This window comes from Corallococcus macrosporus DSM 14697 (assembly GCF_002305895.1).
In the GTDB taxonomy this organism is placed as follows: domain Bacteria; phylum Myxococcota; class Myxococcia; order Myxococcales; family Myxococcaceae; genus Myxococcus; species Myxococcus macrosporus.
In genome coordinates, this window is sequence record NZ_CP022203.1 from 1,364,697 (window position 1) to 1,388,661 (window position 23,965).

The 23,965-nt window shown below is 71.0% G+C and carries 20 protein-coding genes; 10 read left to right on the forward strand and 10 right to left on the reverse strand.

Annotation, left to right across the window (positions count from 1 at the left end; genetic code table 11):
* Positions 1–18 precede the first annotated feature (18 nt).
* The 4 genes from accC to MYMAC_RS05760 all read right to left on the reverse strand — a co-directional run bounded on the left by accC (position 19) and on the right by MYMAC_RS05760 (position 4,606).
* Positions 19–1,536, reverse strand: coding sequence for an acetyl-CoA carboxylase biotin carboxylase subunit (gene accC / locus MYMAC_RS05745; protein WP_095957350.1), 1,518 nt, complete (start codon positions 1,534–1,536; stop codon positions 19–21).
* A 38-nt stretch (positions 1,537–1,574) separates the two neighbouring features.
* Positions 1,575–2,189, reverse strand: coding sequence for a hypothetical protein (locus MYMAC_RS05750; protein ID WP_095957351.1), 615 nt, complete (start codon positions 2,187–2,189; stop codon positions 1,575–1,577).
* Positions 2,190–2,308: 119 nt separating this feature from the next.
* Positions 2,309–3,871 carry an acyl-CoA carboxylase subunit beta gene (locus MYMAC_RS05755; protein ID WP_013935707.1) on the reverse strand — a complete coding sequence of 521 codons (1,563 nt, stop codon included), beginning with the start codon at positions 3,869–3,871 and terminating at the stop codon, positions 2,309–2,311.
* 9 nt (positions 3,872–3,880) lie between these two features.
* Positions 3,881–4,606, reverse strand: a complete 726-nt coding sequence (locus MYMAC_RS05760) for a Coq4 family protein (protein ID WP_170114701.1) — start codon at positions 4,604–4,606, stop codon at positions 3,881–3,883.
* Between the two features lie 212 nt (positions 4,607–4,818).
* On the opposite strand from MYMAC_RS05760, the gene MYMAC_RS05765 reads away from it, so the two are divergent.
* The 3 genes from MYMAC_RS05765 to MYMAC_RS05775 all read left to right on the forward strand — a co-directional run bounded on the left by MYMAC_RS05765 (position 4,819) and on the right by MYMAC_RS05775 (position 6,969).
* A complete protein-coding gene (locus tag MYMAC_RS05765; protein ID WP_095957352.1) occupies positions 4,819–5,976 on the forward strand; it encodes a site-2 protease family protein in 1,158 nt (385 codons plus the stop codon).
* Between the two features lie 335 nt (positions 5,977–6,311).
* Complete coding sequence (locus MYMAC_RS05770; RefSeq protein WP_238539889.1) at positions 6,312–6,596, forward strand: hypothetical protein; 285 nt, start codon at positions 6,312–6,314, stop codon at positions 6,594–6,596.
* A 4-nt stretch (positions 6,597–6,600) separates the two neighbouring features.
* Positions 6,601–6,969 (forward strand): DUSAM domain-containing protein, encoded by a 369-nt coding sequence (locus tag MYMAC_RS05775; protein WP_095957353.1) that lies wholly within the window; start codon positions 6,601–6,603, stop codon positions 6,967–6,969.
* Between the two features lie 15 nt (positions 6,970–6,984).
* On the opposite strand, the gene MYMAC_RS05780 is transcribed toward MYMAC_RS05775, so the two are convergent.
* Positions 6,985–8,964 (reverse strand): rhomboid family intramembrane serine protease, encoded by a 1,980-nt coding sequence (locus MYMAC_RS05780; protein WP_095957354.1) that lies wholly within the window; start codon positions 8,962–8,964, stop codon positions 6,985–6,987.
* A gap of 132 nt (positions 8,965–9,096) precedes the next feature.
* Positions 9,097–10,476 carry a hypothetical protein gene (locus tag MYMAC_RS05785; protein ID WP_095957355.1) on the reverse strand — a complete coding sequence of 460 codons (1,380 nt, stop codon included), beginning with the start codon at positions 10,474–10,476 and terminating at the stop codon, positions 9,097–9,099.
* A 157-nt stretch (positions 10,477–10,633) separates the two neighbouring features.
* On the opposite strand from MYMAC_RS05785, the gene MYMAC_RS05790 reads away from it, so the two are divergent.
* Entirely contained in the window at positions 10,634–10,984 is a 351-nt protein-coding gene (locus MYMAC_RS05790) for a DUF2019 domain-containing protein (protein ID WP_095957356.1), read from the forward strand.
* 38 nt (positions 10,985–11,022) lie between these two features.
* On the opposite strand, the gene MYMAC_RS05795 is transcribed toward MYMAC_RS05790, so the two are convergent.
* Entirely contained in the window at positions 11,023–11,436 is a 414-nt protein-coding gene (locus tag MYMAC_RS05795) for a hypothetical protein (protein ID WP_013935700.1), read from the reverse strand.
* A gap of 241 nt (positions 11,437–11,677) precedes the next feature.
* Here MYMAC_RS05795 and MYMAC_RS05800 point away from each other — a divergent pair, with 241 nt between their 5' ends.
* The 5 genes from MYMAC_RS05800 to MYMAC_RS05820 all read left to right on the forward strand — a co-directional run bounded on the left by MYMAC_RS05800 (position 11,678) and on the right by MYMAC_RS05820 (position 19,138).
* Positions 11,678–14,773 (forward strand): aminotransferase class I/II-fold pyridoxal phosphate-dependent enzyme, encoded by a 3,096-nt coding sequence (locus MYMAC_RS05800; protein ID WP_095957357.1) that lies wholly within the window; start codon positions 11,678–11,680, stop codon positions 14,771–14,773.
* Positions 14,774–14,896: 123 nt separating this feature from the next.
* A complete protein-coding gene (locus MYMAC_RS05805) occupies positions 14,897–15,691 on the forward strand; it encodes an ABC transporter ATP-binding protein (protein ID WP_095957358.1) in 795 nt (264 codons plus the stop codon).
* A 146-nt stretch (positions 15,692–15,837) separates the two neighbouring features.
* Positions 15,838–16,833 (forward strand): class I SAM-dependent methyltransferase, encoded by a 996-nt coding sequence (locus tag MYMAC_RS05810; RefSeq protein ID WP_170114702.1) that lies wholly within the window; start codon positions 15,838–15,840, stop codon positions 16,831–16,833.
* Between the two features lie 96 nt (positions 16,834–16,929).
* A complete protein-coding gene (locus tag MYMAC_RS05815; protein ID WP_095957359.1) occupies positions 16,930–17,736 on the forward strand; it encodes a hypothetical protein in 807 nt (268 codons plus the stop codon).
* A gap of 28 nt (positions 17,737–17,764) precedes the next feature.
* A complete protein-coding gene (locus MYMAC_RS05820) occupies positions 17,765–19,138 on the forward strand; it encodes a WS/DGAT/MGAT family O-acyltransferase (RefSeq protein WP_095957360.1) in 1,374 nt (457 codons plus the stop codon).
* Positions 19,139–19,168: 30 nt separating this feature from the next.
* Here MYMAC_RS05820 and MYMAC_RS05825 read toward each other — a convergent pair whose 3' ends face one another.
* Positions 19,169–20,023 (reverse strand): SDR family NAD(P)-dependent oxidoreductase, encoded by an 855-nt coding sequence (locus MYMAC_RS05825; RefSeq protein WP_095957361.1) that lies wholly within the window; start codon positions 20,021–20,023, stop codon positions 19,169–19,171.
* Between the two features lie 100 nt (positions 20,024–20,123).
* Between MYMAC_RS05825 and MYMAC_RS05830 the strand changes: the two genes are divergently transcribed.
* A complete protein-coding gene (locus MYMAC_RS05830) occupies positions 20,124–21,014 on the forward strand; it encodes a LysR family transcriptional regulator (protein ID WP_095961481.1) in 891 nt (296 codons plus the stop codon).
* A 6-nt stretch (positions 21,015–21,020) separates the two neighbouring features.
* Here the strand turns inward: MYMAC_RS05830 and MYMAC_RS05835 are convergent, their stop codons facing one another.
* Together MYMAC_RS05835 and MYMAC_RS05840 are read right to left on the reverse strand one after the other, a co-directional pair.
* Positions 21,021–22,427 carry a sigma-54-dependent transcriptional regulator gene (locus tag MYMAC_RS05835; RefSeq protein WP_204817411.1) on the reverse strand — a complete coding sequence of 469 codons (1,407 nt, stop codon included), beginning with the start codon at positions 22,425–22,427 and terminating at the stop codon, positions 21,021–21,023.
* Complete coding sequence (locus MYMAC_RS05840) at positions 22,424–23,956, reverse strand: sensor histidine kinase (protein WP_013935691.1); 1,533 nt, start codon at positions 23,954–23,956, stop codon at positions 22,424–22,426. Before MYMAC_RS05840 ends, MYMAC_RS05835 begins: the two co-directional genes overlap by 4 nt.
* Positions 23,957–23,965 lie beyond the last annotated feature (9 nt).

Genomic DNA, 23,965 nt, shown 5'->3' on the forward strand with positions numbered 1-23,965 from the left:
CCTTCCGAGCTCTGGGGGTTAGCGGCGCGTGCGCAGCGCCAGCTTCCACGGGGAGACGCCGCCGTTGCCACCGCCCTGGCCCCCACCGGCGCCGGGCAGCGTCTTCGCGCGCTTCTGGTCCCGCTGGTACGCGTGCACCACGCCGGCCAGCAGCGCCATCTCGCTCAGCTTCGGGTCCTCCTTTCCCAGCAGCGTGTCGTGCTGGCGGGTGAGGAAGCTGGTGTCGTAGTCGCCCTCGATGAACTCGGGGTTCGCCAGGATGGCCTTCAGGTAGCGGATGTTGGTGGTGATGCCCTTCACCACGTACTCGGACAGCGCGCGCTGGGCGCGGGCAATCGCCTCGCGCCGCGTGGGGGCCCACACGGACAGCTTGGAGATCATCGGGTCGTAGACGTTGGGCACGGTGTACCCGGGGAACACGCCCGAGTCGTCGCGCACGTTCGGTCCGCCCGGCACGCGCAGGTACGTAATCTTGCCCGGGCTGGGCATGAAGTTGCGGCTCGGGTCCTCGGCGTAGACGCGGACCTCGATGGAGTGCCCGTTCGGCTGGGGCGCCTCGGTGAGGCCGAGCTTCTCGCCCTCGGCGGCGCGAATCTGCATGGCCACCAGGTCCAGGCCCGTCACCCACTCCGTCACCGGGTGCTCCACCTGGAGGCGGGTGTTCATCTCCAGGAAGTAGAAGTTGCGGTGCACGTCCACCAGGAACTCCACCGTCCCGGCGCCCACGTAGTTGACGGCCTTGGCCGCCTTCACCGCGACCTCGCCCATCTTCGCGCGCAGCTCCGGCGTGAGGATGGGGCTGGGCGTCTCCTCCACCACCTTCTGGTGACGGCGCTGCGCGGAGCACTCGCGCTCGTTCAGGTGGATGGTGTTGCCGTACTGGTCGGCGAAGACCTGGATCTCCACGTGGTGTGGCTTCTCCAGGTACTTCTCGATGTAGACGGCGTCGTTGCCAAAGGCGTTGAGGGCCTCGCTCTTGGCGGAGCGCCACGAGGACTCGAAGTCCTCCATGCGCTCCACCTTGCGCATGCCCTTGCCGCCGCCGCCGCCCGCGGCCTTGAGCATGACGGGGAAGCCAATCTTCTCCACGTAGGCGCGCGCCTCCTCCACGGAGGGGATGGGCTCGGTGGTGCCGGGCACCACGGGCACGCCGGCCTTGATCATGTTCGCGCGGGCGCGCGTCTTCTCGCCCATGGAGTCCATGGCGGACGCGGGCGGACCGATGAAGGTCAGCCCGGCGGACTCGCAGGCGCGGACGAAGGAGGCGTTCTCGGAGAGGAAGCCGTAGCCGGGGTGGATGGCATCCGCGCCAGCCTGCTTCGCGGCGTCGAGGATGCGCTGCTGCACCAGGTAGCTCTCACGCGAAGGCGGGGGCCCCACGAAGATGGCCTGGTCGGCCGTGCGCACATGCAGGGCGGAGCGGTCCGCCTCCGAGTACACCGCCACCGTGGCGATGCCGAGCTCCTTGCACGTGCGCATCACCCGGATGGCGATCTCGCCGCGATTGGCGACGAGCACTTTGCGGATCTTGGGCATGGGGCCCGTCTAGCACGGGGCGCCCCGGTTTTCCGCCTCTACTTCCGCGCGTTCAGGTACTGCTCCATGTAGGCGCGGGCCTGCGACAGCTTGGCCTCCACGAAGCGGTCGTCCTCGTCCGGCTCCGGAGGCGCGGGAGGACCCGACCGGCCAGGTTCGTTGCCGAAGTCGACAGCGGCAGCCAACAGGTTGCGTGCCGCGTTGCCGCCGCCGAAGAGGCGGGCCAGCATGCCCGTCTCCACGTCCAGCCAGCGCGCGGCCTGCCGGATGACGTCCAGAACCTCACCTTCCACGGCCTTGGACGGACGGCCCGGGCCGCTGATGCAGGAGCGCGCGTAGCTGTGCTCGCGGTCCACGAAGAGGCCCAGCGCCCGGTCGCGGAAGTCCTGGGCCACGGCCTGGCTCATGGCGTCGAGCTGCTCCTCCAGGAAGGGCTGCTCGGACTTGCGGGCCTTGCGGCCGGGGGCGGGCGGGAGCTCCAGCTCGACGGCGTGCCAGCCCGCATCGGCCAGCCCCTCTGGCGGAGGCTCCACCCACTTCACCTCGGGCGTGGCCAGGTCCACCGCTTCGCAGACGCGCTTGAGCGTCTGGCGCAGGGCGGTGAGGTTTCCTTCGACGTCGGAGAGAAAGAGGATGAGGCGGCGGTGGGACAAAATGAGGTTCCTTTCCTTGGCCCCTGTAAGCCCGTTCGTCACCCCCAAATTTCCCCCTTCGCGGGCGCCTGCCTGCCCTGCTGGCGACGGAGGGCAGACAGGCGGGGCCTGGAAGAAACCTAGAGCGGGATGTTGCCGTGCTTGCGGGGGAGGTTCTCCTGGCGCTTGTCCTTCAGCAGCTCCAGGGCGCGGATGAGCTTGGCGCGCGTCTCCTCCGGACGGATGATTTCGTCGATGTAGCCCAGCTCGGCCGCCTTGAACGGGGTGGCGAACTTCTCGCGGTAGTCCGCCGTCAGCTTCGCCCGCTCGGCGGCGGCGTCCTTCGCCTTGAGCAGCTCGTTGCGGAAGATGATGTTGACCGCGCCCTCGGGGCCCATGACGGCGATTTCGGCGGTGGGCCAGGCGAAGTTCATGTCCGCGCGGATGTGCTTGGACGCCATGACGTCATAGGCGCCGCCGTAGGCCTTGCGGGTGATGACGGTGACCTTGGGGACGGTGGCCTCGGCGTAGGCGTACAGCAGCTTGGCGCCGTGGGTGATGATGCCGCCCCACTCCTGGTCGGTGCCGGGGAGGAAGCCGGGCACGTCCACCAGCGTGACGAGCGGGATGTTGAAGCAGTCGCAGAAGCGCACGAAGCGCGCGGCCTTGATGCTGGCGTCGATGTCCAGCACGCCGGCGAGCACCGCGGGCTGGTTGGCGACCACGCCCACGCTGCGCCCGTTCATGCGCGCGAAGCCGATGACGATGTTCTTCGCGAAGTGCTCCTGCACCTCGAAGAAGTGCTTGTCGTCGACGATGGCCTTGATGACTTCCTTGATGTCGTAGGGCTTGTTGGGGTTCGCCGGGACAATCGTCTTGAGCGACTCCTCGGCCCGGAACGGGTCGTCCTCACACGGCTGGACGGGCGCCTCTTCCTGGTTGTTGGAGGGCAGGAAGGAGAGCAGCTCGCGCGTCATCACGATGGCGGCCTGCTCGTTCTCCGCCGCGAAGTGGGCCACGCCGGACTTCTGGTTGTGCGTGACGGCGCCGCCCAGCGCCTCCTTCGACACCTCCTCGTGCGTCACCGTCTTGATGACGTCCGGGCCGGTGATGAACATGTACGAGGTGTCCTTCACCATCATGATGAAGTCGGTGATGGCCGGCGAGTACACCGCGCCGCCCGCGCACGGACCCATGATGAGCGAAATCTGGGGCACCACGCCGGAGGCCAGCGTGTTGCGCACGAAGATGTCCGCGTAGCCGGCCAGGCTCTCCACGCCTTCCTGGATGCGCGCGCCGCCCGAGTCGTTCAGGCCGATGACGGGCGCGCCCACGCGGGTGGCCAGGTCCATGATCTTGCAGATCTTCTGCGCGTAGGCGCCCGACAGCGAGCCGCCGAAGACGGTGAAGTCCTGGGCGAAGACGAAGACCTTGCGGCCCTCCACGGTGCCGTAGCCGGTGACGACGCCGTCGCCCGGAATCTTCTTGTCGCCCATGCCGAACTCGTTCGAGCGGTGGGTGACGAACTTGTCCAGCTCGCAGAAGGAGCCGGCGTCAAGGAGCAGGTCGATGCGCTCGCGGGCCGTCAGCTTGCCGGCCTCGTGCTGCTTGGCGATGCGGTCTGCGCCGCCGCCCAGCTCGGCCTGCTTCTCCATCTTCTCGAGCCGGGCGCGGAGGGGGTCGTTCTCGGGAGTCTGGTCCATGGGGCGCGTCTAGCATGATTGGGGCGCTGACGCGCTGCCTGGATTCCTGGTTGCCATGGCCGGATGCATGGGGTCGTCAAGCACTGCATCCACCGCCGCCAGGTCCAGGCCGTAGCGCTGACGGACCTCCGTCAGGGGCGACTCCCACATCTGGCGCCAGGGTGCACCAAAGAGGAGGCGGGCCCGTTGTCCCAGCAGCCAGCCCCGGACGATGGCGCGCATGCGCTCCTCGCGCTGGGAGAACGCGTAGAGGAGGGTGTTCGTCAGGCCGCCGGCGAGGACGCCCAGGGCGAAGGGGCTGCCTACCTGGGCCAGGCTGAAGGCCTGGAGGCCCAGCTCTCCGGCCACGCTCGTCGGGAAGCCCGTGAGGACGTGCCAGACGTCGTGGGATTCGAGCAGGTGCGCGCGCACGTACTCCTCGTCGGTGTGGGCCTCCAGGTAGGGCAGGGCGTGAGGGTCCACCCGGTTCGCCTCCAGGTGGTCGGCGAAGGCACGCCCCAGGGTGTGCTCGGGCAGGGCGCGCAGCGCGGCCAGGTCGAGCAGGCCCACGCGCGGGCGCTCGATGAAGGCCTGGGCCGCGGAGGCGTGGCGCATCAGCCGCTCTACCAGCCGGCGCATCGCCATGGGGGGCGCGAGCACCGGGGCCAGACCCAGGACGTCCTGGAGTTCCTCCGGGTCTCGGATGGCCCGCGCCATCCGCCATGCCGTCCACGCATACGCGACCAGGTTCCACATGGTGCCTCCAAGGCGGGGGGACGCTGGGGCCGACGTGCCCAGCGTAGGCGGGAGGCGCATGCCCTGGAGGAAGCGGCCGCGGCCGTGCTCGCGGGCGGACATCCCGAAGGCCGTGGAGCCGACACTCGGGGGGCGGACAGCCGGCCGGGCCGCTGGCGGGTCCGTGCGCGCCGCGTGGAGGGGACGGAGGTTGAAGCCACAGGAGGGCCGCCATGCGTGCCGCGCGAGGTTCCTTTCAGATCGGCTCGTTCCGCGGCATTCCCGTCCGCGTCCACTTCTCGTTGGTGCTGGTCCTTCCGCTGCTGGCGTTCCTGTTCGGCGGCGCGTTCCGCCGCGCGGCGGAGGTGGCGGAGGTGGCTCCAGAGCGCTTGAGCGGCTCGCCCGCGCTGTGGGGCCTGGCGGTGGCGGTGGGCCTGTTCGCGTCCGTGTTCGTCCACGAGCTGGCGCACACGGTCTACGCGCTGCGCCGTGGCGGGACGGTGCGCTCGATTACGTTGATGATGGTGGGCGGTGTGTCGGAGCTGACAGAGGCGCCGCCGCGTCCCCGGGACGAAGCGTTGATGGCGGCGGTGGGGCCGTTGACGAGCATCCTGCTGGCCGTGTTGCTGGGCGGCGCGACGTGGCTGCTCCCGAGGGAGGGCTCGTTCAACGTCCAGTTCGCGCTCTTCTACATGGCCAGCCTGAACCTGTTCCTGGGCGTGTTCAACCTGCTGCCCGCGTTCCCCATGGATGGCGGGCGCATCGTCCGCGCGTCGCTGGCGGGGCGGCTGGGCCTGGTGCGCGCCACGCAGGTGGCGTCGTGGCTGGGGCGTGGGTTCGCGGTGCTGTTCGGCGTAGGGGCGGTGCTGTCGCTCAATCCGTTCCTGGCCGTCATCGCGTTCTTCATCTTCATGGGCGCGCAGGGGGAGGCGCAGCAGGTGCGGATGAAGGCGACGCTGGAGCGCGTGCCCGTGGCCGACCTGATGACGCCGCGCCGCGTGGGCGTGGAGGCGGGGGCGTCTTTGGAACAGGCGCTGTGGGACTTGCGGCGGGAGCGGCTGTTGCTGCTGCCGGTGACGGAGGACGGGCGGCCGGTGGGGCAGGTGGCGCTGGAGACGGTGCGGGCCGTGCCGGATGCGGAGCGGATGACGCGGACGGCGCGCGAGGTGATGGTGCCCGCCGTGGCGGTGCGGCTGGATGAGGATGGCTGGACGGCGCTGCGGCGCATGGCCGAGGAGGAGATGCCCCAGCTCGTCGTGGTGGAGGCGGATGGGGCGCTGGCCGGCACGCTGGACGTGAATGACGTGCAGCGCGGCATGTCGCTGTACCAGGCGCGCGAGGAGCGGGCAGGACAGCAGGAGCGACGGTGGCGGCAGGAGCGGCCGGCGTGACGGATTCAGTCCGTGGGCCCCGGTGCTGTCACCCCGAATCGCCGCGCGAGGCACTGACCACCCGGTATGGTGAGTCTCTGCTTGTGCTCCCTACCTGATGCGTTGCATACGGGACGGGTGGGTGACGTCCGTGCGCTGCGCGGAGGCGGAGGAGGGTTGTCCATGAATGAAGCGGGTGTAAGCTGTTATTCATGGAAAACGAGCCATCCTTGCGTGGCTGTTCGGCGTGGGGCCCACTGGCCGCCGTTGTTCTCTCGGCGCTGGGGTGTGGCGGGAGCGCTCATTCCACCGCGGCTCGTCAGCCCGTGTACCTGGCCCAGGCGCAATGCGGCCCCATGGATTCAACGGTGAGCTGCTGCGTGAAGACGCACCCGGCCACGCCAGAGCGGTGTGGGCTGACGGCCTCGGAGGCGAGCAGGTTCCTGCTGCCGATGAAGGCCGTGGAGTCCGCGTCCGACGCCACTGAAGAGGCCGTCCCGGAGTGGAAGCAGGTGTGCATCGACATCTACGCCCAGTGCAAGGAGCAGGACTGGACGGGCTCTTGTTACGACTGCTTCCGGTACTGCGAAGGGCAACAGGAGTGGCCCGTGGACAAGTGCCGCCGCAGGAAGGGCGAGTAGGGTCATGGCCGAGTCGATTGATTGGGACCCGGTGCGTGAGCTGGCGCGGCAGGTGGAGGCGGGCGAGCCGCTGGCGCTGACATCCGAGGTGCGTGACCTGCTCCTCCGCTCGGCGCGGGAGGTGGGCATTCCTGAAGAGGAGGCCCATGCCTCCGTCTCGGGTGTGGCCACGGCGACCGCGCTGCTTCTGGAGGCGCGGCGTCGCATCCGCGATGGTTCTCAACGGCTCATGCGCGCGTTGTCGGGAGCCCGCCGGCTTCGCGATATGGGCGACGTCGCGGGGGCGCGCGCGCTGCTAGAAGAGGTGCTCGCGGTGGAGCAGGTGCCCCTCTATCGGGAGCAGGCTGAGTTCGCGTTGGAAGACCTGGAGTGAGCTCCGACGACGCGGTCAGGCCGCCGCCGCGCTGACGCCGTAGAAGTGCTGGCTCAGCTCCGCTTCGCTGTTGAATCGCGGGTATTGCCCCTGCTTCAGCGCAGAGGCGTCCGGGAGCGCGTTGGCGCTGGTCCTATCCAGCATGTCCGCGAGGAACCGGGCATAGGCCTCACGCGGCGCGACCCCTGGGTAGAAGTGGTTCAGCGCGAGCCCCGCGACATTTACCCGCAGCACCCGTGGACCCTCGTTGGCGCCCCCCCAGGAGAGCACCAGGTCGGTGAGGACCGTCTGCCGTGGCGGCGTCCCTGGAGGGCCCGCGACGGGCAGCATGCCCACGGCAATCGCCAGCACTTCGGTCATGGCCAACGTCCGGCGTTGGCCATTCGCGGCCTCCACGGTGAGCGCCATGTCCGTCAGGCCCACGATGCGGCAGGGGAAGATGCGGGGCGGCGCGGGTGCCGCCTCCACGGCGGGGGTTGTCGCCACGTCCCGATTGCGCCAGGCGTTCTCGTTCACCTTCCGCGTGACTTCGGCGTCGAGCGCCTCGACCCGGCTGGCCTCCGCCGCGGCCTCGCCCGTCAGCAGCGGCTTCGCGCGTGCGACGTAGGCGGCTGCCTGCTCGAGGTCCTTGTGCTGGCGGTGCTGCGCCAGCCTCAGCTCCGTGGCGCGGATGAGCGCGCGCACCGCGATGGCTCCCGAGCCCGAGCCCGCCACGCTGTACAGCGCCTCCGTGGTGCCCACGGCGGCTGGCGGCGCGTCTTCCGTGTCCAGCGCCTGGGCGAGCTTCCAGGCGGAGGCGGGCCGCAGCCTGTCGATGGGCAACCGCGCGACCATCGGCTCCATCGCGAACCACAGCGCGTCCGCGGAAGCGCGCTCCGCGAGCGCATGGAGCGCGCGCTCCACTCTCGCCATACCGGCCTGTGCCGCGCCGTCCTCCAGGTCCATGTGGCCCAATGCAAGCAAGGCGTCGGTGTGGTCCGGCTGGCTCTTCAGCAAGCGCTGGAAGCCCGCGCGTGCGGCCGCGCGGTCGCCGCTGTCGAGCGCTGACTGGGCTTCCGCCAGCCTCGGGTCGGCCACCCAGCCGCCCTGTTTGGCCGCGAGGGCGGGCGCGACGATTCGTTCCTCCAACTGCGTGACGCGCAGCAGGGACGCGCTCGCGAAGCCGAAGACGAATCCTCCGATGTGGGCCATCACGGCGACGCCGGTGTTGTTGCCCAGGAGGTAATAGTTCAGCACCTCGTTGCCGAACCACAGGCCGCCCCAGGCCCAGCCCGGAATGGGGAAGGTGCCTCGGAAGATTTTGAGCAGCCAGATGAAGTAGCCGATGCGGACGTGTCGCCGGGCGAAGCGCAGACAGAAGGCCCCCATGCACGCGGCCACGGCGCCGGAGGCTCCGACCATCACTGACTCGGAGGCGGGGTCGATGGCGTAGTGGGCAATGCCCGCCACCAGTCCACCCACCACGAAGAGGCCCGCGAACAGCGGCCGGCCCCAGGCGTCCTCCAGGAGCAGGCTGGCCGCGTAGAAGAACAGCAGGTTCCCCAGCAGGTGCATCCACCCGAAGTGGAGGAACATGTACGTGAGCCAGCCGGGCTGGACGAGTCCTCGCGCGGGTACCAGGGAGAAGCGCGAGAGCAGGCTCGACTCGTGCCTGGAAATCAGCTCCTCGCACTGCTCGTCCAGGGCCTGCTGCCGGTTCTCCACGCTCTCCAGTGCGTCGGAGGGCGTGGCGTTCTGGCGCAGGTTGCGCACCATCCTCCGGCCCGTATCGGACAGCAGCCGTTCAGCGCAGGCCGGGGGGAACTGCAGGTCCGGATGCTCGAGCGTCTGTTCCAGCATCGAGCGCAGGTCCTCCTCCCCGACGCCCATGGGCTCGGAGGGAATGACCCAGGAGATGAAGAAGGCCACCACGCAGATGGCCGCGATGGTGATGGACACCCGGGGCAGACGCTCCAGTTCGGTGTTGTCCACCCCCAGGGGCAGGAACAGAATCATGGTGGAGGCTCCCCCTCGCGCCGCATCCCGGCAGCGTCACGCAATGATGCCGTGACATACCACGGCGGCATTCTGCTTGGAGGCGCGGCACCGGGCGTCACACCGCGCCGTTGCTCCAGGGGGCGCTGGCGCTCAGGGCAGCGTCCACGTCAGCGAGCCGCGCTGGCTGCCACCGGGCGCCGGGTCCACCCAGCCCGTGATGCGCTCACTGCGCGAAAGCAGCGGCCCCAGCTCCACGCTGGCCGCGAAGAGGCCCGCCAGCAGCTCGTCCGACAGGATGTCCGACAGGGAGATTTGCGACAGCCCTCCCGCGACCCGCTTGGGGTCCACGCTGAAGTCCACGGCGTGCTCCGTCTTCGCGCCCGTCTCGGACAGCGCCGCCAGGGTGGCCTGGGTCACCGACTCCTCGTTGCCCAGGACGAGCTGCTTCCCCTTGATGCGCACGAAGACGTTGCCACCCTTGAGCGGGAGCTTCCAGCCGTCCTCCAGCACCTGCGCGTCCGGGAACTTGCCCAGCGGCGCCAGCGCGGCCTTCACCGCGGCCACGTCCGTCAGCTCGGCGGCCACGGCCTGGCGAACCGCGAAGAAGCGCGTCGCCATCGAGCGCAGCGAGCCGCGCACCTGGACGTGGTCCATGTTCACCAGCAGGTTGCCGGTGAGGTGCTTCGTCACGGCCTTCGCCATGGACACCATCTGCTCCTTGGGACACGTGGGGCACACGACCTGGAGCGTGGAGCGCATCGTGTTCACGGACTGCGTCATGCCCGTGGGCGAGACGGATGCACGTGAGTAGAGCAGTCCTTCCGTCTTCGTCGCCGCGTAGGGACTGGTGCCCCGCGCCTGGAAGGCCGGCAGGGGCAGCTTCGAGGCGAGGGCCTCCACCCGGAGCGCGTTGGCCGTTCCCTCCAGCCCCACCACCGTGTTGTTCGACACGACGTAGGCCACGCCCGGCAGCTTGCCCATCCGCGCATCCTTCGCGGGGGCCTTGCCCACCAGCCGGACGGACTCCTTGAACAGGCCCGCGCCGCCGCCGTCGGTGGCGCCGAAGGCACAGACCTCCTTGCCCTTCAGCGCGTAGCCCATGCTGCCTCCCATGTCGCGCTTGACGCGGACGGTCGTCATGCCCCCGCGCGTCGTGGGCTTCGGTTCGGCGCCGCCCGCGGCGGTGATGGCCTCGGCGGCCTTGGCCTGGAACAGCTTGGCGTCGGCCACCTGCATGCACGACACGCGGCCGTCCTCCCGCATGGACACGGTGGCCGGGCCGGCCGGGTCCAGGCCCAGCTCGGACACGGATTGGGGCCGCGTGGGGTCGATGACGAGGAAGGGATGCAGTTCCGTCCGCCACGCGGCCGGACGCAGCAGCGCGGCGTACTGGCCCGCGCGCTCCAGGAACGCGGCCAGACCCGTCAACGCATCCACCTTGGGCACATGGATGAGCGTCTTCGCCGAAGCGGCGGAGCGGGGAGCAGGGGCCGCTGCCAGGGTGGCGGCCAGGACGAGCGAGGAGAGCATGTCCCCGTGAGAACAGCCGGGCTCCTACGTTGTCAAGGCGGACGCACTGCGGCTCTGGCACGCTGACCGTGCGGCAATGGCTGGGCACTCAGTCTTACGAGGCACAGCGCGAATTCGGGCGACTGGCCATTGAGAACGTGGCGAAGGGGGCTTGGTGATGAAGTTGGAGGCGCTGGTCGAGCAGTTCGCACTGAACGTAGCAGCGCAGACGGAGGCCATCTTTCGAGGAGATGCCAAGACCGGGAACAAGCACGCCAGGAAATACGGTGCCGCTGTCGATACGCTCCTGGCGCATGGGGACGCAGGTCGAGACGCTCTCCTTGCGCTGCTCAAGCATGAGCGCATGGACGTGCGTGTCATGGCCGCCGCACATCTGCTCCGCTACCGGACCGCCGAAGCCAGGGCGGTCCTGGAAGAAGCCGCCAAGGGACAAGGGCTGGTTCCGTTCGGCGCACAGCAAGCCCTGAAGCGCTGGGAAGAAGGCACCTGGGCGCTCGACCCGGGGTAACCCGCGCGCAGCGCGAACGCTGGCGCGCGACCATTGCCCTACAACCGGCCCGCGTTGGCCCACTCAATCATCCGCTCCGCCAGGTCCTCGGCGTTGCGGCGCAGGTGCGCGAGCTGGAGCACGTGGTCATCCGTACACGCCAGCGCCATGCGCAGCACGAGCGAGTCCGCGAAGCGCAGCACCTGCGCGATGCTGATGCAGTCTTGGTCCTCGCTGGCCCCCGCGAAGCGCGCCGCGTCCGCGTCCATCGTCAGGCCTTCCGCCGTCAGCGCCTGCACCAGCGCGGCGCGGGCCACCGGGTGCTCGTACTCCGCCGCGTCGCGCAACTGCCGGCGCCACGGCTGTGACTCCCACCGCACCAGCGACGCGTCCCTGGCGCGCTTCACCGGCTGCGTGCGCTTCTTCTTCCAGAATCCCCCAGCAAGCACCGGCCTCGAAACGTTCATCTCCATCACTGCCCCCTCTCCACTACGGGGTCCATCCACAGGCATGAGCGACATGGATGCTGCTCCGTCGGTACCGCGCGTGCTCCTTCCGAGGCTCCCTGGCGCGGTGGCGGGCGACCTCGTCCCTGATGCCCTTTATTACGGCGAGTCGGCATTTCCTTGACTCACCCCAGGGCGCCAAAGGGTTTCATCCGGGCGCCATCCCAGCGTTGACAGGGGGCGGGGGGCTCGGGACAGTCCGCGCGTCATGCCGACCTACCCCTCCACACCCCGTGAGGCGTTTCACCTGCTGCGCGCGCTGTCCGAGGACCTGTCCCATGTGGACCGGCGGCCCCGCGCGCTGACCGAGCTCCGCGAGCTGGCGGAGCTGTCGCGGCACCAACCGGAGACGGCGCCGCTGCGGCTGGTGTCGGTGACGGTGTCGGTGGGCGCTTCCCAGGAGCGGCTGGAGCTGTTCCTGCTCCCGTCCATCTTCGCGCCCGAGGCGTGGGCCTACACCTTCCTGGAGGGCCTGCTGAGCGTCCCGCTGGATGAGTATTCGGGAAAGCGGCTCGTCGAGGTGGGCGCCGGTTCGGGGTGGATTTGCATCGCGCTGGCGAAGTTCAGCCGGCTGGCGCACGTGCATGGCGCGGACCTCAATCCCCACTCACCCGTGGTGGCGCGCTGCAACGCGTGGCTCAACGGAGACGAGGCGCTGGCCTCGCGCCTGTCCTTCGGGGAGAGCGACCTGTTGCGCGGAGTACCCTCGGATGCCCCGTGGGACTTCGTGGTGGGCTGCATTCCGCAGGTCCTGCGAGGCGAGGAGGATCTGCCCGCCGAGCTGTCCCAGGCGGACGAGCAGGCGCTCCATGACTTGTCCAACTACTGCACGCTGCAGAACGTCTACGAGGACCACTTCGGGCTCGGCCTCATCGCGCGGCTGTTGGATGAAGCGCCGGAGCGGCTGTCACCCACCGGACGGCTCCTGCTCAACCTCGCGGGCCGGCCCGGGCGCGTCATCATGGAGCGGATGTTCACCCGCCGCGGCTTCGACACGCACGTGCGCGTGGCCCGCAGGGTGATGCAGGCGGCGGATACGGACATCCGTCCCCTGGTGGCCCTGGAGCAGCGCACCGGCCGCGAGTTCGAGTTCTTCATGGAGGCCCGCAGCCCGGAGCCGCTGCGCGCGGCCACCGCGCTGGGCTGGCTCCAGGCCGGGCACCCGGTGTGGCACGAGGTGGCGGTGTGGGAGGCGCACCTCGCCCTGCCGCGCGAGACGCTGGCGCTGCGGGCCGCGCTGCGCGAGCTGGGCGCGTCGGCGTTGCAGGAGGAGCTGGACCTGGGCGCGGCGTCGGCGGAGCAGCTTGGCTTCGTGGCCGACCTGGCGGCGCGCCTGGCGAAGGGCCCGCTGATGCCCTACGCGCACGAGGCGGGCGACGCGTCGTTCCGCCAGCAGGTGGTGCGCTACCTGGACCGGTACTTCGGACTGCGGCTGGCCGAGGAAGAGGTCTTCGTCGCCCCGGAGCGCGAGCAGGCGGTGTACTCGCTGCTGATGGCCACCTGCGACGTGGGTGACGAGGTGCTGGTGTCGCGCAACCTCCACCCGCTCTACGCGCGCGCGCTGGAGAAGGCGGGGGTGCGCGCCACGGTGACGCACACCTCGCTGGCGGAGATTCGCCGGCTCCTGTCCGCCTTCAACGTGAAGATGGTGCTGCTCACGGTGGAGAAGGGGGAGCGCACCAACCTGTCCGTGCTGCGCGACATCGTCGCGGAGGCGGCGCGCCGTGGCATCTGGGTGGTGTTGGATGAAAGCGCCTTCTTCAACATCACCGGCGGCGTGGAGCCGCACACGCTCTTCGAGTTCCTGGCCCGCGAGGCCCACGCCCCCAACCTGGTGGTGCTCTATGGCCTCATCAAGAACGCGGTGTGGCCGGACCTGGAGCTGACGCTGCTGATGCCGGTGCCGCCCACGCTGCGGGGGGACCTGGAGGCCGCGGCGGAAGTCACGTACTCGCGCATCAGCACCCTGGCGCAGGCGTTCTACGAGCGCACCTTCGCCGACCTGCTGTCGTTCCGCATCTCCTTCGCGGAGCCGGAGGCGCCCGCGCCGCGCAGGCCGCCCGTGGTGGCGCTGCCTCGCTCGCGGAGGATGGAGCGGCTGATGGCCTTCCCCGCCTTCGCGCCCAAGGTGTTCCGGGAGGACGACGCGGAGCTGGTGCGCCTGGACTACGGTGAGAACGAGGGCCCGCTGCCGCCGCCGCTGGTGGAGGGACTCATCGCCGCCGGCGTCGCGCCGCGCGAGCCCGCGGCGCAGACGGGGCTCGCGGAGGCCGTGTCCGCCTTCCTGCTGGAGTCGCGCGCGGTGCGGTACGCGCCGGAGGAGATGGCGGTGGCGCCGGGCGTCTGGCCGCTCATCCACCACCTGGGCGTGGCGCTGCGCCAGCGGCTGGGCCGCGCGCCGCGCGTCTACGTGACGACGCCGTGCTACGGCGTGCTGCCGCCGACCTTCGTCTCCGCGGGCTGTGACGTGGAGCAGGGGCCATTGTCGGGCCTGCTGGCCCGGCGAGGGCAGGGCGGTGGGGCGCCGGATGCCATCGTCGTCTCGCAGCCGTCGAACCCGTCGGGCGTCTACCTGGCCCGCGAGGAGTTGGTGGCCCTGGCCACCTATGTGGTGGAGCAGCGCTGCCTGCTGGTGTCGGACGAAATCTTCGGCCTGGTGAACCTCACCAGCCCCACGGCGGAGACGGTGCCCAGCCCGGTGACGTTGGAGGGCGCGGTGCCCGGCATCGGCGCCCGCACGGTGGTGCTGGGGGGCCTGTCCAAGGAGTTCGCGGCCGGTGGGCTTCGCGTGGGCTGGCTCGCGACGAAGGACCGGGCGCTGGCCGCGGCGGTGCGTGATAGCGGCCCCGGCGCGCTCCACCTGATGACGGCGCGCGCGGCGGCGTACCTGTATGCGGCGTATGCCCGCAGCCCGGATGGGCAGTTGCTATACCCCGCACGTCACCGCGCGCTGCGGGCCTTCCTGGTGAAGATGCGGCGGGAGCTGGCGGAGAAGCGCGAGCTGCTGGCCGAGGCGCTGCCGGGGGATGGGCGCTCGGACGCGGGGGACGCGGGGGGCCTCTTCCTCTCACCCCGGGTGACGGCCTGGCTGGGGCAGGAGGTCGACGGCGTGCGGCTGACGCCGGAGAACCTGCCTCGGGTGGTGTACGAGCACACGCACGTCGTCCTGAACGGAGGCCCGTGGTGTGGAGAGCCGGAGCGGGTGCGGGCCGTGTTCTCGATTCCCCGGGCCGCGTTGCTCCGGGCGCGTGAGCAGTTGCTGCGCTTCGGCGCGAAGCTGCGCGAAGGCCCACCCAAGGCCTGAGCCCGCACGGCACTGTCCAGGGCCCGGCGCTGAGCTCCGACTGGAAGGCGGGTCGCGAGCGGCCCGCCGCGCCCGCCACAATCCCATGCCCGGGCAGCGCTGCCGGGACCTTGGGGGCGTGGGATGGCCGAGCCGGCGCAGCGCAATGCCATCGAACTGGAGAACGTCCACAAGTCCTTCGGCGCGCAGCACGTGCTGCGGGGGGTGGACCTGGTGGTTCCCACGGGCACCACGTGCGTGCTGCTGGGCGTGTCGGGCTCCGGGAAGACGGTGCTGATGAAGCACCTGGACGGCCTGCTGCGCCCGGACCGCGGCACGGTGCGCGTGGACGGCGAGGACCTGGCCTGGCTGGACGCGGCGGGGATGGAGCGCGTGCGCCGCAAGCTGGGCATCCTCTTCCAGGGCGGCGCCCTCTTCGACTCGCTCACCGTCGAGGACAACGTCGCCTTCCCGCTCCGCGAGCGGCTCCATCTGGTGGAGCGCGAGGTGCGCGAGCGCGTGCGGCGTGTGCTGGCCCTGGTGGAGTTGGAGGACGCGGCGAAGCTGCGGCCCGGCGAGCTGTCCGGCGGCATGCTCAAGCGCGCCGCCTTTGCCCGCGCGGTGGTGCTGGAGCCGAAAATCCTCCTCTATGACGACCCCACCGCGGGCTTGGATCCGCTGCGGACCCGGTCCGTGGTGGACGTCATCCTCACCGGCAAGCACCGGCTCCAGGCCTCGGCGCTCGTCATCACCCCGGACGTGGCCTCCGCCTTCCAGGTGGCGGACAGCCTGGCGCTGCTCCATGAAGGACGCATCATCGAGCACGCCGCGCCGGAGGCCTTCCGCCAGTCCCAGCACCCCGCCGTTCAAGCCTTCCTCCACGACTGGCTGTCGCGCCGCGCTCGCGCCTCCAGGCACCCGCCGGCCCTCCCGCGTTGAGCCGTGAGCTGTTGACCGGGGGACACTCATCCCGTCCCGCCGCTGGATGGAATCGAGCCTGCAAGTCATGCAATATCGGAAATTCCGGTGTCCTGTCCGCACCGGAAGCGCCGACCGACGGACCCACGCATCCGGGGGGATGCCACATGCCCAATCTGCTCGACATGCCTCGACAGGCATTGATGGACCTGCGTTCACGGCTCAGCCATTCCACGCTGGTGTCCCAGTTGCCACGCAACGTGGTGCCGGACAGCCTGTCCCTGTCCAGTCCCGCGCCGCAGGACTACACGCTCGCGGACCCGGAGCGGGTGGAGGCCTGGCGCAGGGCCTGCGAGCGCTATGTGCGGCCGGGGCAGGTCGTCATGGACGCGTGTACCGGCACGGGCCTGCGGACCTTCCTGGCCGCCAGCCGCCGTCCGAAGAAGCTCTACGCGGTGGATGGCTCCCGGCTGCTGGACACGGCGCAGTGGGTGGCGCGGCGCAACGGGATGGAGAACATCGACTTCGTGCGCGCGCAGCCCTGGCAGTTCCAACTGCCGGAGAAGGTGGACGTGCTGCTGCATGAGCTGCTGGGGGACGCCCTCTTCGACGCGGGGCTGGTGCCGCGCGTGCTGGACCTGCGCAACCGGGTGTTGAAGCCGGGCGGCCGCATCCTGCCCAACCGCTTCGAGGTCTTCGTGGAGCCGGTGCAGCTCCGGGACGAGGCGTGCATCCCCTTCATCTGGAGCCAGCGCTTCCCCAGCGTGGACTATAGCTGCCTGCAGACGCTGCGCGAGGCGATGAACCCGTCCTACTTCACGCGAGTCATCCGCTCCTACGAAGTGGACCACCTGTTGTGTGACCCGGAGCCCGCCTTCGCCTTCGACCTGGAGACGATGGTGGCGGATGGCCTCCCGCACCGCGTGCGCTACTCGCGGCCGGTGGTGGAGGAGGGCCGCGTGGATGGCTTCTGCCTCTTCTACAAGGTGGCCTTCGACGCGGAGCTGGCCTTCAACGTGTCGCCGCTGCGGGGGCAGAACCACGCGGGGATGATGCTCTTGCGCGTGGACTCGCGGGAGTTCGAGCGCTTCGACACGCTGTCCTTCGAGCTGGAGCTGGTGGAGCCCGCCGACGTGCGCACCTGGCGCTGGCAGTTCACCTGAGCGCAGTGCACCCGCCCGCAGTGCTGGCGGGTGGACAGCTCCCGCCAGCGGGAGGCTCCGCGGGCGAGGAGGGCGTGACTAGCTTGCGCGGAAGGCATGTCCTCTTCCCGACTCGTCGTCCTGTTCCTGGCGCTGGGCGCCGCGCTGCCGTCCGCCGCCCAGACGTCCTCGCCGCAGCGTCCGCGCACCGTGGCGGGCGTGTGCGGCGCCACCAACTGGGCCTGCGTGGCCGAGTGCATCGACGCCGAGTGCGTCGACACCTGCATGCGTCAGGACTGTGAGCAGGCGCTGGAGCGGCTCAAGGCCTGTACCCAGCGCGCGGGCTGCGCGCCGAACGACGCGCGGTGCGGGCCCCGGGCGTGCCTGCCCGTCTGCCAGCGCTCCTTCGAGCCGGCCCCGCCCAGCCCCGAGAAGGAAGTCCCCGCGCCGTGCGAGGGCGTGACGGCCCAGGGCGCGCCGCCGCCCAAGGACCTGGTGGGGACCTGGACGCTGGTGGCCGCGAGCCTCCCGGAGGAAGAGGAGGTCCGGGAGGAGCGCATCGAGGCGCAGCCGCGCTCGGACTACGCGCGCTCGTTGCAGGTGACGCCGTCGGGCTGCTTCGTGCTGCGCACCTCGTTGGAGGCCGCGACGCTGGGGCAGGGCAACTCGCTGGTGGTCCGCGCCTGGGGCACGCTGGAGCTGTCGGGCGAGGACCGGGTGCGGCTGCGCACGCGGGACGGACAGGCGGTGGGCCCGGTGTGCGGCGACAAGCGGGTGATTCCCCTGACGGGGCCGAAGCTGAAGTTCAAGGGCGGCGCCTATGTCTGGGACTTGGAGGAGGGCGTCCTGACGCTCATGGTGGACGACAAGACGAAGCAGACCTTCCAGTTCGAACGGGCCACCCCGGAGGCCGGAAAGAAGTAGAACGGCCTCCACCGGGAGGTCGTGAGGCATGGCGGCGCAGGAGCGGATGTCGAGCGTGGATGCGCTGTGGTTCCACATGGAGGAGCCCGCCAACCTGATGATGATTACCGCCGTGCTCTGGTTCGAGGGCCGGCTGGACTTCGAGCGGTTGAAGGCCGTGGTGCGGGAGCGGCTGGTGGAGCGCTACCCCCGCTTCCGCCAGCGCGCGGTGGCCGGACTCGTGGGGCTGCCGCACTGGGAGGACGTCCCGGCGCTGGATTTGGACGCGCACCTGTCGCGGCTCGACGTGCCTCCGCCCGGGGACCGCGCGGTGTTGGAGTCCCTGGTGGGGCAGTGGATGAGCACGCCCCTGGAGCGCTCGCGGCCGCTGTGGCAGTTCCACGTCATGTCGGCGGCGGACGGGCGGGACGTGCTGCTGGCGCGGCTGCACCACAGCCTGGCGGACGGCATGGCCCTGGCGCGCGTGCTGCTGACGCTCACGGATGGGGCGGAGGCGGAGCTGGCCGCCGAGGCGCCCGAGCCGCCGTCCCGTCCCGCTCCCGGTGGGCTCGTCAGCTGGGTGCGCGGCGCGCGGGCGGTGGCGGGCACGGCGCGGGCCGTGTGGCGCAAGGGCGCGGAGCTGGCCGCCGAGCCGATTCTCGCGGGGGACCTGCTGGTGAAGGGCGCGCGCGGCGCCGCGGCCATGGGCAAGCTGCTCGTGACTCCGCCCGACCCGCGCACCTCGCTGCGAGGACCGCTGGGCACGCAGAAGCGCGCCGCCTGGTCGGACCCGGTGCCGCTGGAGCGGGTGAAGGCCGTGGGCCGGGCGCTGGGCGGCACGGTGAATGACGTGCTGCTGGCGGCGGTGACGGGCGCGCTGCGGCGCTACCTGGAGTCGCGGGGCGAGCCGCCGGAGGACCTGCACGCGCTGGTGCCGGTGAATCTGCGGCCCCTGGACGTGCCCGTGCCTCGCGAGCTGGGCAACCACTTCGGCGTCGTCTTCCTCCGGCTGCCCGTGCACCTGGGCACGCCCACGCGCCGGCTGCGGGAGCTGACCCGGCGGATGGAGCGGCTGAAGCGCTCACCGGAGGCGGTGCTGACCTTCGGCGCGCTGGAGGTGCTGGGGTACACGCCCGCGGCCCTGGAGCGGTGGGTGGTGGACACCTTCGGCTCCAAGGCGTCGCTGATTGCCACCAACGTGCCCGGCCCGCGCGCGGCGGTGTCCCTGGCGGGGAGCCGGCTGGAGGGCCTGACGTTCTGGGTTCCCCAGACGGGGCACCTGGGCCTGGGGGTGAGCCTCTTCAGCTACGCCGGCCAGGTGACGGTGGGCGTGGCGGCGGACGCGGGCCGGGTGCCGGACCCGCATGCGCTCATCCAGGCCTTCCATGAGGAGCTGGACGCGCTCGCGAGCGAGCGGGACTGAGTCCACCGCCGGGGCTCCGCCGCGGCGCTGTCAGAACGACGTCGCTCGTGCGGCGCGCTCGGTGCGGTCGACGTCCGCCGCGATGAACGCCAGCTTCTGCCGAATCCCGTCCACCGCGTCTCCACCGAGCGGCAGGCGCAGCGGGGCGTCAGGACTCGCGGGCCGCGCGACCTCGTCCACGATGGCCCGCGCGCCCTTGGCGGGGTCCCCCGGCTGCTGGCCCGCGGTCTGCGTCACCCACGCACGCACCGCTCCCGAGGTCTGTGCGTAGGCTGGATGTTCGGGCATGCGCCGGAACGCGTCGCCGAACAGTGAGGTTCGGAAGGTGCCGGGCTCGACAATCAGCACGCGCACGCCGTGGGGGCGCAGCTCGTGAGCGAGGCACTCCGAGTGCCCTTCGAGCGCGTGCTTGGCGGCGCAATACGCGCCGAAGCCGGGCGAGGTGCCAAGGCCGGCCATGCTGGTGATTTGCACGAGCGTCCCCGCTCCGCGCGCGCGCATGTGCGGCACCACTTCACGCGTGAGCCGCACGGCGCCGAAGAACATCAGCTCCAGGGTGTCACGCAGGGCTTCCTCGCTCGTCTCCTCGACGGCGCCGATGATGCTGAACCCCGCGTTGTTGACGAGCACGTCGATGCGACCGAAGCGCGCGAGCGCGCTCGCCACGGCGGCCTGTGCACCGGTGGGGTGGGTGACGTCGAGGGCGAGCGCGAGGACGCGGTCGGGCGCGAGGGCGACGAGGTCGGCGAGTGACTCGGGCTTCCGGGCCGTCGCCACGACGGCGTCGCCGCGGGAAAGGGCCTCGCGGACGATGGCGCGGCCGAAGCCGGACGAGGCGCCTGTGATGAACCAGACCTTGAGGGAAGAAGGGGCGTCGAGGGTCATGTGCGGCTCCTGGGGTGTGCCGCAGAACCTAAACGCGAGGTGCCGCGCGGATTAGCGCGGGGCTTCGCCATGGAGTTGTTAGACGTGCTAACAAATGCCCATGCGCGAAGACTTCGCCGGGTTGAGAGAGCTCCTGCTGGTGGCGGAGAAGCGCAGCTTCACGGCGGCCGCGGCGGAGTTGCGAGTGACGCCCTCCGCGGTGAGTCAGGCCATCGGCGCGCTCGAGGAGCGGCTGCATGCCCGGCTGGTCCAGCGCACGACCCGCAGCGTGAGCCTGACGGAGGCAGGGGCGCGTTTCGTCGCCGAGCTCCGGCCCGCCATGGAGGGGATTCGCGGTGCCTTCGCGACGCTCGAAAGCGCGAGAGGCCGGCCCACCGGGACGCTGCGCCTCAATGTCCCGCGCTTGGCGTTCGGCCCTGTCATCAAGCCGATGCTGGCGCGCTTCCTCACCGCGCACCCCGAGCTGCGCATCGACGTCACGCTCGACGACGGCCTGCGCGACATCGTCGCGGAGGGCTACGACGCCGGCATCCGCCTGGGAGAGCGCGTGGACCGTGACATGGTCGCCGTGCCTGTCACCGGTGACATGCGCATGGCCGTGGTGGGCTCGCCCGCCTACTTCGACGCGCATCCGCATCCCCGGCATCCGCGCGACCTGGCGGCGCATGACTGCGTCAACTACCGGCACGCCACGAGCCGCAACATCGCCCGCTGGGAGTTCGAGGTGGACGGGCGCGAACTCACCGTCGCGGTCAACGGGCGCGTCATCACCAATGACAACGAGGTGATGGTGCTCGCGGCGCTCGACGGGCAGGGGCTCGCGTACGTCATGGAGCACACCGTGACGGAGCACCTCGCCGCGAAGCGGCTCGTCCGGGTGCTCACGCGCTACTGCCCGAGCTTCCCGGGCCTCTACCTCTACTATCCCAACCGGAAGAACCTGGCCCTGAAGCTGCGCGCGCTCATCGACTTCCTGCGCGCGCGCCCTTGAGGGACGCTACAGCAGGCCGTACTCCTCCAGCTTGTTGTAGAGCGTGCGCCGGCTGATGCCGAGCAGCCGCGCCGCCAGCGTCCGGTTGTCACCCGCGCGGCGCAGCGCGTCCGCCATGGCCTGGCGCTCCATCTCCTTGCGCTGGGACTCCAGCGTCCGGGCCGAATCCGCGGTGGGCGCGGGCTGGGGCTCGGCGGGGCTCGCCGCGCTCACGGGCACGCTCAACGAGGGCGCGGGAGACAGCCCCGGCTGCCGCGCCAGCTCGTGAAGGACCTCCTGGCCGCCAAGCACCTGCGTGTCCGACAGCACCACCAGGCGCTCCAGGAAGTTCTGGAGCTGGCGCACGTTGCCCGGCCACGGCTGGGCCCGCAGCGCCGCGAGCCCGTCGGGCGTGAGGGTGAAGGGCGGGCGCCCGTTCGTCTTCGCGTGGACTTCCAGGAAGTGCAGCGCCAGCGGCTCGATGTCGTCCGGGCGCTCGCGCAGGGCGGGCAGCCACACGGGCACCACGTTGAGGCGGTAGAAGAGGTCCTCGCGGAAGCGGCCCTCCTTCACGCGCTCCTCCAGCGGCTGGTGCGTGGCCGCCACGAAGCGGACGTCCACCTTCACCGTCTGCGTGCCGCCCAGCCGCTCCAGCTCGCGCTCCTGGATGACGCGCAGCAGCTTCACCTGGACGGCGGGGGAGATGTCGCCCACCTCGTCGAGGAACAGCGTGCCGCCGTGGGCCAGCTCCACGCGCCCGGGCTTGCGCGTGGCCGCCCCCGTGAAGGCGCCCTTCTCGTAGCCGAACAGCTCGCTCTCCAGCAGGGTGTCCGGCAGCGCCGCGCAGTGCAGCTTCACGAAGGGGCCGTCCCGCCGGGGGCTGGCGTCGTGGACCGCCTTGGCCGCCAGCTCCTTGCCCGTGCCGGACTCGCCGCGCAGCAGCACCGTGGCCGTGCCCGCGGCCGCCTTCGCCAGCACGGCCTGCACGTCCGCCATGGCCCGGCTCTGGCCAATGAAGCCGCCGGTGGAGCGCGGCTGCTGGCGCCCCGCTTCACCTTGCGCGCGCAGCAGCGCCTTGCGGACGGTGAAGAGAATCTCCTCCCGGTCGAAGGGCTTGAGCACGAAGTCCGCGGCGCCCGCCTTCATCGCCTCCACCGCCAGCGGCACCGTGCCATGCGCGGTGAGGAGGATGACGGGCACGTCCGGCCAGCCGCGCGACACCTCCGCGAGCACCTGGAGGCCATCCATGCCCGGCATGCGCACGTCGCTCACCACCACGTCCACCGGCTTGCTCGCCAGCAGCGCCAGGGCCTCCTGCCCGTCGCGCGCCGCGTGCGTCGTCAGGCCCGCCTGCGTCAGCAGGGCGCCCAGCACCTTGGCCACGGCCGGGTCGTCGTCGACCAGCAGCACCGTGCCTTTCAATGACTCGTTCACGCGGCTTCTCCCACGCCCGCGCCGCCCAGGCTTGCGTCGGTGGCGGGCAGGCGCATCCGGACCACCGTACCGCGCCCCTCCCGGCTTGTCAGGAGCACCTCGCCGCCGTGCGCCTCCACCACGCGCCGGACGAAGGCCAGCCCCAGGCCGCTGCCTGACGCCTTGGTGGTGAAGAAGTCGTCGAAGGCGCGCTCGCGCGTGCGGGCGTCCATGCCCTGGCCGGTGTCCTCCACCTCCAGCGCCACGCCCGCGCCGTCCCGCAGCGCGCGCACGGTGAGGGTGCCACCCTCCGGCATCGCCTCGCAGGCGTTGCGCACCAGGTTCTCCAGCGCGTTGGCCAGCAGGTCCTGGTCTCCCGCGCAGGGCGGCAGGCCGGGCGTCAGCTCGCGGACGATGGCGACCCTGCCCGGACTGGCGAAGGCCTGGAGCGACAGCACGCCCTCCACCAGCCGGCGCAGGTCCACCGGCTGGGGCAGGGGCTCCACGCGCGCCAGCCGCTGGTACGTGTCCACCACCCGGTCCAGCCGCTCCACCTGCTCCAGCAGCAGGTCCAGGAACTCGCCGTGCCCGTCCCACGGCCGCCCGCGCGCGTGCTCCTCCTTGAGGTACTGCGCGGCGCCCTTCATCGCGGCGATGGGGTTCTTCAAATCGTGCGCCATCTGCGCGGAGAAGCGGCCCAGCGTGGCCAGCCGCTCCAGGCGCTCGCTCCGGCTGACGTAGGCGGTGACGCCCCGGCGCGTCGCCGCCACCAGGGCGAAGGTCACCGCCGTGGTGCAGATGATGAGCGTGCCCGCCTGCGCGACGAAGAGCCGCACCACGGCGAGGTAGGCCAGCACGCCCAGCCCCGCGATGCCCGCCGCGTGCAGCGCCAGCCGGGGCGCGCCCGGGTCGTCTCCGAAGAGGCCGAAGCGCAGCGCCGCGGTGGCCATGACCGGCAGGCCCAGGAGCGTGCCCACGTGGCCCAGCCGCACCACCTCCAAACCCAGCTCCGCCGCCAGCTCCGTCATCAGCAGCGCCACCACCAGCGTGAGCCCCAGCAGCACCAGCCCCGCGCGGGCGCGCTCGTCCGGGTGCCGCGAGCGCAGCACGTGCAGGCCCAGGAGGGCGAAGCCCGCGCCCAGGGTGGGGATGGCCAGCGCGGTGACGACCAGCCCGAAGCGCAGCGTGAGCAGGTGCGCCTCCAGGGTGGGCGCGCCCAACGCCACCAGCATGGCCACGGCCAGCACGCCGAAGAGGGCATAGGCGCCGTACATCGCCCACGCCAGGCTCCGCCGCCGTCCCACGAAGGACAGGATGAAGTGCAGCGCGCACGGCACCGTCATCAGGCCCGCGGTGAAGCCCACCAGCCGCCAGCCGTCCTCGTCCGCGCGCACCAGCGCGAAGCCGGAGAAGTTCCACGTCGACAGGGCGATGGACAGCAGGGACAGCGGCAGGGCCAGCGGGCTCTTGCCCACGCGCGCCAGCGCCAGCCCCGCCAGGGCGAGCTGGCCCGCGCAGGCCAGGAGGCTGATCCACATCCCACCCGTCATGGGGCGCTC